Annotated in this window: 4 protein-coding genes; 2 read left to right on the top strand and 2 right to left on the bottom strand. The window is 37.1% G+C overall.

The genetic code is table 11. The features are described 5' to 3' along the window. Nucleotides 1-309: 309 nt before the first annotated feature. A complete protein-coding gene (locus FFS26_RS19790; protein ID WP_110010195.1) occupies nt 310-1,719 on the bottom strand; it encodes a hypothetical protein in 1,410 nt (469 codons plus the stop codon). 44 nt (nt 1,720-1,763) lie between these two features. Further along, a complete protein-coding gene (locus FFS26_RS19785; protein WP_137905916.1) occupies nt 1,764-4,553 on the bottom strand; it encodes a TonB-dependent receptor in 2,790 nt (929 codons plus the stop codon). Between the two features lie 325 nt (nt 4,554-4,878). On the opposite strand from FFS26_RS19785, the gene FFS26_RS19780 reads away from it, so the two are divergent. Further along, complete coding sequence (locus tag FFS26_RS19780) at nt 4,879-5,553, top strand: response regulator (RefSeq protein WP_002977493.1); 675 nt, start codon at nt 4,879-4,881, stop codon at nt 5,551-5,553. Between the two features lie 48 nt (nt 5,554-5,601). Further along, entirely contained in the window at nt 5,602-6,633 is a 1,032-nt protein-coding gene (locus FFS26_RS19775; RefSeq protein ID WP_110010193.1) for a sensor histidine kinase, read from the top strand. Nucleotides 6,634-6,688 lie beyond the last annotated feature (55 nt).

Below are 6,688 nucleotides of genomic sequence, written 5' to 3'. Positions count from 1 at the left end.
GTGAGGACATTTCTAAAGCACAATATACTTCCTGAGTTATTTAGCCAAAACTGTTCTCTCACCCCTTTTGCTTTGTATGTAAATTTATTCTTTTGCAAACATAGGAGCCAAAAATTGTGAAAGAATATCTGTATTCAAACCCCAAAATTACTGTTCATATTCCCTTTTTATATTTTGCAATGTGAACATCTATTCATATTCAAAATTCCTACTATTTGTAATATCACGTAATAACGATAAAAAAAGCCCCCGGAAATTACTTCCGGAGGCCACTATTTGAAATTAAATCTAGGTACTTATATGATGATGTTATAAGTTAAAGTTAGTCCATCCTGCATACCATGTATCCGTAGCATCTTTTACAGCACCTCTGTAAGTAACCTGCGTAAACCAGGTTGCTAATTTAGCGTTTGTAAATGCTCCACCTGTTAATAATGGAGAACCTGAAGTAGGGGTAAAGTTTGGAGTAGTTCCTGCAGGAGCCCAAGCACCGGCAAGTTTTACATCAGCTGTAGACGCAAGGATAGTGTTTCCTTTAGCATTGAACCATGTAGTAAGGTCAGCTAACGTATACGTAGTCGGAGTAGAAGTTGATGGCCCGAATTTTAAAGGAGTTGTAGTTCCAGCCAATATGTTGTTTTCGAAGAATAATTTGTTACCAACAATATTGTTATCTGTTGGAGAACCTTTCGTAGCATCGATGAATAAACCAACCGGGAATCCTGTGAATACAGAGTTGAATACAGAGATAGAAGAGTTTCTTCTGATCTGTAGTGCATTCTGGAATAGCGCATTGATTGATCCCGGAGCTGCAGAGTTGATCGGCCCGATAATCGTCATGTTAGAGAACGTAGCGGATGTTTGAGGGGCTAAAGTAGAACCGTTGGCATCATTATCAGATTCAAATGCGTTAGAACCTGAAACGTCTGCTACCTGAGAATCTCTTACTGCGATACCAAACTGTACCTTTCCTGAATAGCCGTTGTCAGTATCGAAATCGTCATCAAGACCTTTGTAAGAAATAAGGTGAGAACAGTTTACTGTTCCTCCGAACCACTCAAAACTGTCATCGTTAGCATAAGCAACTTCTACATAATCCACTGTAGTTCCGCTACCTACACCACCGAATGTAATTCCGTTAACCTCTTTATCTGGTAAAAATGCATATCCAGCATATTCTATTCTTACATATTTTAATACACCACTGTTATCAGCAGCATTGGTTCCGCCATAAAGTCCAAGACCTTCAGAGTTGTTGATTCCTCCTTCAATTTCTCCAACTCCGTTTGCACCTCCGAAAGATGCATTGGTAGGAGCGTTTCCTAAAATAACTAAACCTGCCCAGTCTCCTCTTTTAGGACTTGGTTTTTCTGAAGTGAAAATAATAGGGTTGGCAGCAGTACCTTCTGCCATGATTTTACTTCCTCTTGTAATGATCAAAGCTCCGTTTTTATCAGCTTCACCTACAATCTTTGTACCTGGCTCGATCGTTAAAGTAGCTCCGTTAGTTACATATACCAGTCCTCTCAGCTTATAGATTTTATTGGCTTTAAGTGTAGTATTGGAAGTGATTTTTCCTGAAAGAATAAGGTTTTCAGTTTCTCCGTTTCCGTTACCTCCATTTTGAATAATGGTAGGTCCATCTTCTTCTATATTTCTACATGCGGTAGTTGATACTAGAGCGCCAAGCATTAAAGAATATAAAACGAACTTTTTCATGTTATAAAGAATTAAATTATTTATTAGATTATTTGTTGAGTGAATTAAAAATTGTATCCCAGTGTTAAACTGATATTGGTTCCTGTAAGTCTTTCAATAGCAAGAGCATCTTTGCTGTCATACTTGCCATTGTCGTTCAGGTCATGGTAGAATTTGGCACGACGGTTCAGGATGTCTGAAACATTCAGCTTGATCTCTCCTTTGTTGCTCCATAATTTTTTAGAAAGCTGGAAATCTAAAAGAGGTCTTGGTGCTTCCCAGATTGGTGGAACCTGATCGTTTCCTACATAAAGAATTCTTCTTCCGATCATGTTGAATAATAGCGTTGAAGACCATCCTGATTTTTCAGTATCGTACTGAAGACTTAAATTGACCGTGTATGGAGATTGCCCCTGCATTGGTCTGTCAATATTGGTAGCTTCGTCTGTTACTCTGTTTTTAATTAATGCTACGTTTCCACCCAACGTAAAGTTTTTAAGAGCGCTTACAAAATCCAGTTTTTTTCTGGCTTCCACTTCCAGTCCGTAAGCATCAGCTTTATCTACGTTAAGATAGTTGAAGGTGTTACTCGTTCCTACCCCTGATTGGTTGAAGTATAATTCGATCGGTTTTTTGAAGTTTTTATAGAAACCGGCCACGGAAATAATTTCCCCGTTTCTTGGGTAGAATTCCCAGCGAAGGTCGGCACTCGTAATTTTGGTTCTTTCGATAGATTTGTTACCGATTACAGTTGCTCCAAGGTCAAAATCATAATATGCCAAAGGAGAAACTTCTCTGAATTCCGGTCTTACAACAGTTTGCGAACCTGCAAGACGGATATTCATTTTAGGATTTACCTTGAATGTTAAGTTAACAGCAGGTAAGAAATCTGTAACACGAGTGTTTACAAAACGGTCATCGCTTTTCTTCGTGCTTCCTACCAACTGGTCAAAGTTCTCCACTCTTAATCCCCAGACAGCTCTTAACCATGGTGTGAAGTTATTGTCAAACTGTAAGTATCCTGCGTTAAGGATGGTGTTGGCAATATATCTGTACTGGTTTCCTGCAATTTCATCAAATGTGAATCCACCGTTAGTTCCGAAGTTACCAGGATTGAAGATGGTTTCAAAAGGCTGGGAAAGTAATCCCTGATTGAAGTTTTCAAGTCTTACAGAGAACGGTCTTGAGTTGTATATTCTGTCTTTTACCTGGAATAAATAACCTCCTTTGATTGTTTGCTTCTGTCCGAACATCGTAAATGTCTTGGAAACGTCACCTCCTGCATTATATAAATAGTCACTTAGGGTGGAGTAGAACACACTTCCTGATTTTTGAGAAAGACCATTAGAAATTAATGCTAAATAAGGACTTCCCGGCATATTCGTATATTGATTATACTGTAAACGTTGCAGCAAAGGAATGTACTGATCAAGGATCCCGAAGCTTCCGTACCAGTTTACGGTAAGACCGCCAAGAACATCAATTTTATGATTACCGGAAAGGGTGGAGTTATAGAAAGTTGTTTCTTTAAACCCGATTTCCCTTGCCATGATATTGGTCCCGTTAATCGGATCAAATTCAAAGTCCTTTCCTGTTCTGAAGGACATGTGATTTACCGTATTGTTGGTGATGATATTCTTTAAGGAGATTTTATTATTGTTGTTCAGCTTTAAAGAAAGGTTCAACATCCCTCCTAAAATAATATCATTGCTGTATTTTTCTGTAAAATAATCGAAGTTGGTATCAGCAAGCTGGTCGTTGATAGTAAAGAAACGGTTGGTAGATTCGGTTCTTCTTTTGTTATTACTGTAGTTTAAAACAGCAATTACTCCTAAATCTTTTCCGAATACTTTCGTGTTGAAACCTCCGTCTAATTGTAAACTTAAGTTTTCAGGATAACCAATGCTGTTGTATCCCAGATTCTTGGTATATCCTTTACCAATCTCTGTTTTTTGTGCTTCAGTCAGAATACTGAAAGCATTTTTCGCAGGCATATTGGTTGGAAGTTTTCTGTAGCCGTCATCAATTCCTAAAAAGTCCCATTTTCCTCCTTTCTGCATATGGAATTCCTGTCCCATAGTAGCAGTGTTTCCACCTACACCTACCTGTACATTGAAGAAGTTTTTATTAGGAATATCCTTCGTATTTACCTGAATCAAAGCACCTCCCCATTCTCCTGTATATTCCGGAATGAACGTTTTATTGATAACAAGGGTTTCGATAACGTTGGCAGGGAAAAGGTCAAAAGAGAAAGTCTTTCTGTCTGGCTCTGTACTGGATAACTGAATACCGTTCAGCATCGCCTGGTTGTAACGGTCTGATAAACCTCTTACTACAATATATTTTCCGTCAAATAAACTCACCCCTGAAACTCTTTTCAGAACTTCACCGGTGTTTCTGTCCGGACTTCTTTTAATCGCTTCAACACCGATAACCTGAGAAACTACACCAGCATTCTTTTGTAAACCGATGGTAGAGGCTATGGTTTCTTTTCTTGCATTTGATTTTATGACAACTCCCTCAATTTCTTTCTCTTTGGTAGAGGGCTTATCCAGAACGATATCAAGATGAGTGTTACCTTCATTTTTGATAATAACTTCACTGATCTCTTTTCTGTTATATCCGTTGGAACTTACGGTTACAATGTAATTGGTGCCAGGGGAAAGGTTGATAGAGTAGTATCCGGAAATGTCAGTGGTTACTTCCTGACCATTTACTTTTACTTTTACACCTTCTATTGGAGTATTATCTTTCTCGTCCAATACCCTACCTTCCAAAACCTGACTTTGTGCAAAAGCATAGCCAGCAGAAAACAAGGCAAGTAGCATGATGCTCTTGTGGAGTTGTTTTTTCATTATTACTTCTTTTACTTCTTTTTCAAGGGCAAAATAAAGGCTTAGTTTTTAAGAAAACTTTAGGAGAATCTTAATTAATTATGAAGTTTGTATTAACGAAAGAGCAGATTTTATACTTATCGATGTTTAATTTATATAATTATAATTTTTGTTTTAATGTTAGTTATTATTCCTTATATTTGATTTGTGTATATTTATTTATTGATTTTTTTATTGATTTTGTAATTAATATGTAGAATGTAATTTTTTAATAATTAGTTAACATTTGGCGGATAGATGAAATCAATTGAAATAATTAATTTTGTGGGAATTCTTAAACTAGAAGATGAGCAAAAAAATTCTTTTAATAGACGATGAACTGGACATTTTAGAGATTCTGTCTTACAATTTGGAAAAAGAAGGGTATGATATCTATACCGCTACCAATGGTAACGAAGGTATAGAAAAAGCGAAGGAAATTGTTCCGGATCTTATCTTATTAGATGTCATGATGCCTGAAAAAGATGGTATAGAAACCTGTCAGGAACTTCGTAAAGTGAAAGAACTGCAAAAAACACTTATCGTGTTCCTTTCTGCAAGAAGTGAAGAGTTTTCTCAATTAGCAGGTTTTCAGGCGGGTGCTAATGATTACATTGTAAAACTGATCAAACCGAAAATCCTGATCTCTAAAGTGAATGCACTATTACAGCTAACCTCTCAGGTGTCTGACAATGCTAAACTCATCGAAATCGGAGACCTTGTTATCGATAAAGATAACTTCAGAGTTTCCAAAAGCGGACAGCAATTTCTTCTTCCTAAAAAAGAATTTGATTTGCTTTACCTTTTGGCTTCCAATACGGAGAAGGTTTTCAAAAGAGAAGAGATCCTGGAAAAAGTCTGGGGTAATGATGTGATCGTAGGAGAAAGAACCATTGATGTTCACATCAGAAGACTAAGAGAAAAACTGGGAATCAATACGATTCAGACATTGAAAGGGATTGGGTATAAACTGATCGTTTAATTATTTAAAAATCCTAACTTTACGTTCAATCCTTAAAACGTTGTAAAATTGAAATTTTACAGACTTACCCTCGTTGCCTCCTGTCTGCTGACACTGGTAATGCTCCTTTTAGTAGTCGTATTCGATTCGCTGAAAGATATCTATTATGAGACTCCTTTGTTCAAAACGGGTCTTTTCATCTGTATTATCCTGATCTTTATGATCAACTGTGTAGTACTGGAGCTACTGTTTAATTATTACGGAAGAAAGCAGGTAAAAGGTCTTTCCGGAATCCTTCCTCAGGAAATGGTTCATGATAATGATGAAAATATAACCATTAAAGAATTAGGAGAAAGATTTTCAGACCTGAATCAGCAGAGAGCTTCCGAAATTGATATGATGAAAGAGATGGAAAGTTACCGTAAAGAATACATCGGAAATGTTTCCCATGAGCTGAAGACTCCTCTTTTTTCTATCCAGGGATATGTAGAAACCTTGAGAGACGGCGGCGTGGATAATCTTACGATCCGTGACAAATATCTGGAAAGAATTGATAAATCGGTAGAAAGACTGATCGCTATTGTGACAGATCTTGATATGATCAACAGGCTGGAAGCCGGTGAAATCAATCTTACCGTTTCAAAATTCGATGTGAATCTTCTGATCAAAGAGATTTTTGACCTTCTTGATCTTGAAGCTGAAAAACGAAATACAACATTACAGATTCAGACCCTTCATCCGCAGATTTTTGTGGAAGCCGATAAACAGAAAATTTCCCAGGTTTTTATTAATCTGATTTCCAATGCTATTCATTATGCCAACAGGCAGGAAGCAAAAGTGATCGTAAAAACCAGTGTCCTTAAAAATAAGGTTCTGATCGAAGTGATAGACAATGGAATGGGTATCAAATCTGAAATTCTTCCAAGAATCTTCGAAAGATTTTATCGTGTGGAAACCAGCAGAAGCAGAAGAGAAGGCGGCTCCGGACTTGGTCTGGCTATTGTAAAACACATCCTTGAAGCTCACAACGAAAACATTACCGTAGAAAGCGTTTACCTTGAAGGGACGAAGTTCAGTTTCATGCTTGAAAAAAGTAAATAATTCCGGCAAAATGTAAGAAAAAAAAATATTTTAAAAAATCCTGAAATATTTTTTT

The organism is Chryseobacterium sp. 2VB (assembly GCF_005503635.1).
Lineage (GTDB): Bacteria > Bacteroidota > Bacteroidia > Flavobacteriales > Weeksellaceae > Chryseobacterium > Chryseobacterium cupriresistens.
The sequence above is the reverse complement of the archived record's forward strand: the minus strand, read 5'-3'. Positions and strand labels throughout refer to the sequence as shown.